At 60.6% G+C, this 2,561-nt stretch carries 3 protein-coding genes; 2 read left to right on the top strand and 1 reads right to left on the bottom strand.

The genetic code is table 11. The features are described from left to right. Window positions 1-36 precede the first annotated feature (36 nt). Window positions 37-1,107: an alanine racemase gene (alr, locus tag WCA53_RS05430; protein ID WP_423906563.1), complete on the bottom strand. Its 1,071-nt coding sequence runs from the start codon at window positions 1,105-1,107 to the stop codon at window positions 37-39. Between the two features lie 130 nt (window positions 1,108-1,237). On the opposite strand from alr, the gene WCA53_RS05425 reads away from it, so the two are divergent. Further along, complete coding sequence (locus WCA53_RS05425; RefSeq protein ID WP_423906560.1) at window positions 1,238-1,402, top strand: hypothetical protein; 165 nt, start codon at window positions 1,238-1,240, stop codon at window positions 1,400-1,402. A 158-nt stretch (window positions 1,403-1,560) separates the two neighbouring features. Continuing rightward, window positions 1,561-2,561 (top strand): lysophospholipid transporter LplT (gene lplT / locus WCA53_RS05420; protein WP_423906557.1); only part of this gene is annotated, 1,001 nt, incomplete at its 3' end.

Below are 2,561 nucleotides of genomic sequence, written 5' to 3'. Positions count from 1 at the left end.
ATCGGTAACGCTCACCCAATCGCTGAGCCGCTCCGGCTACTCTGCCCGCACAGGCACGCGTGGCGCGACCGCACACATCAACTCGTAGCCGATCGTGCCGCACGCGGCCGCGACGTCGTCGATGGGCAGTTTCGGCCCCCACAATTCCACGCGCGCCCCAATTCCCGCGTTCGGGCACGGCGTCAAATCAACGGTCAGCATGTCCATCGATACGCGTCCGATCACCCGCGTCATCACGCCATCGACGATAACCGGCGTGCCGTCCGGCGCAATCCGAGGATAACCGTCCGCGTAGCCGCACGCCACTACACCGATCCGCATAGGAGCCGTGGCTGCAAATAGGGAGCCATAGCCGACCGTCTGTCCCGCAGCCACCGATTGCACGCCGATCAACTCGGACGCAAGCGTCATGGCCGGACGCAGGCCGGTGTTGGCGATATCGGCGGTTTTGCCCGACGGCGATGCGCCGTACAAGATGATGCCCGGTCGCACCCAATCGAAATGCGACGCAGGATGCCACAGCGTGGCTGCCGAATTGGCCAGACTGCGCGCGCCCGCGATGCCTTCCGCGCCGCGCTCGAATGCCTCCAATTGATAGTCGACCCCGCGAGGACCGTCGGCATCGGCGAAATGCGTCATTAGCGTGATCTGGCCCACGCCCTGCACTGCCCGCGCGCGCTCCCATGCGGCGCGAAAACGTTCCGGCGTATAGCCCAGCCGGTTCATGCCACTGTTCATCTTCAACTGGATATTGACCGGCTTGGATAGCCGCGCCATTTCCAGCATGCGTAATTGTTCGTCGCAATGCACGGCTGTGCTGAGGCTGTAGCGATCGATCACATCGATGTCCGTGGGACGGAAAAAACCTTCCAGCAACAGGATCGGTCCGGCCCAGCCCAGTTCACGCAGCTTCACTGCTTCCTCAAGGTCGAGAAGGCCGAAACCGTCGGTTGCGCGCAATCCGGGGAACGCGCGAGAAAGACCATGGCCATAGGCGTTGGCCTTGACCACGGCCCAAATCTTGGATTTCGGCGCGTGACGGCGGGCGACGGCGAGATTGTTGGCGAGTGCTGCGGTGTGGATCGTGGCTGATAAGGGGCGCGGCATGGGAGTTCGAGTGATTAACGCTGGTGATTAAGCGGGAGGCTGCGGTTTGCTATTTACGAGCGGCTCGGGGACAGCTTCAGGGGCTCCCTTAGCGGAGTCTACAGCCGGTCCTGAAGTCTGGAAGGCGGTCATGCACTGGCCCGAATTGCAGCAGATTGTTGAAAATGCAAAAAAGTGCACGCGCGGACGCAATTTCGAGATGACAGACCTTGAGAATCAATATCTTACGGATTCCCCGCAGTCTGGCAGCACCGCGGCAAAACCGCTTGCGGCCCGCGATGCAGGTTACTGCTAGTCAGAATGAGCCTATTTTCGTGTTATAAAGCCGAGCACACAACCCATTTCGAACGGAAACTGCCTGAACGGGAGCCCGAGTGCGACCCGGACGCGAGCTTCAGCGCGCCGTGCGCGAAGGGGGCGAATCACTCGCAGTGCGGACTAGCCTCGGATCAGATGAAAAACGGTTTTTACACCATCATGGCCGCGCAGTTTTTTTCTTCGCTGGCCGACAACGCTCTTCTGATCGCTGCGATCGCACTGCTGAAAGATCTTCACGCTCCGAACTGGATGACGCCGCTGCTCAAGCTGTTTTTTGTGCTGTCGTACGTCGTCCTGGCCGCCTTCGTTGGCGCCTTCGCGGATTCCCGGCCCAAGGGCCACGTGATGTTTATCACCAATTCGATCAAGGTGGTTGGCTGTCTCACCATGCTCATCGGTGCGCATCCGTTACTCGCCTACGGCATTGTCGGGTTCGGCGCCGCGGCTTACTCGCCGGCGAAATACGGCATCCTCACCGAACTGCTACCCGCCGACCGTCTGGTCGCCGCGAACGGCTGGATTGAAGGCACCACGGTCGGCTCCATCATCCTTGGCACCGTGATGGGCGGCGCGTTGATCAGCCCCCACATTGCGTCGCACCTGCTTAGCCTGCATATCCCCAAGATCGATACCCCCGCCGAAGCCGCAATGCTCGTGATTGTGCTGATGTATATAGTCGCGGCCATTTTCAACCTTCGCATTCCCGACACGGGCGCGCGCTATCCGAAGCAGGAACACCGGCCGATCAAGCTGATCACCGATTTCGCCGATTGTTTCAACGCGTTATGGCACGACAAGCTCGGCCAGATATCGCTCGCCGTGACTACGCTGTTCTGGGGAGCCGGCGCGACGCTGCAATTCATCGTCCTGAAATGGGCGGAGGTGTCGCTGGGCATGTCGTTATCCGAAGCAGCCATTCTCCAGGCGATCATCGCGGTGGGGGTGGCGGTTGGCGCAATTCTCGCGGCTGCCCGCGTACCGTTGAAGAAGTCGCTGTCCGTACTGCCGGTCGGCATCATGATGGGACTCGCGGTGATGCTGCTTGCGTTTTATTCGCGGCACCTGTTTCCCGCGCACTGGGGCTTCTATTTCGGCCGCGTGCACATTCCGGGTTACCTGCTCGTCGCGTATATCTT

Source organism: Caballeronia sp. (assembly GCF_049581465.1).
Classification (GTDB): domain Bacteria; phylum Pseudomonadota; class Gammaproteobacteria; order Burkholderiales; family Burkholderiaceae; genus Caballeronia.
Note: the sequence above shows the minus strand (reverse complement) of the source record. Positions and strands in the feature narration are given on the sequence as shown.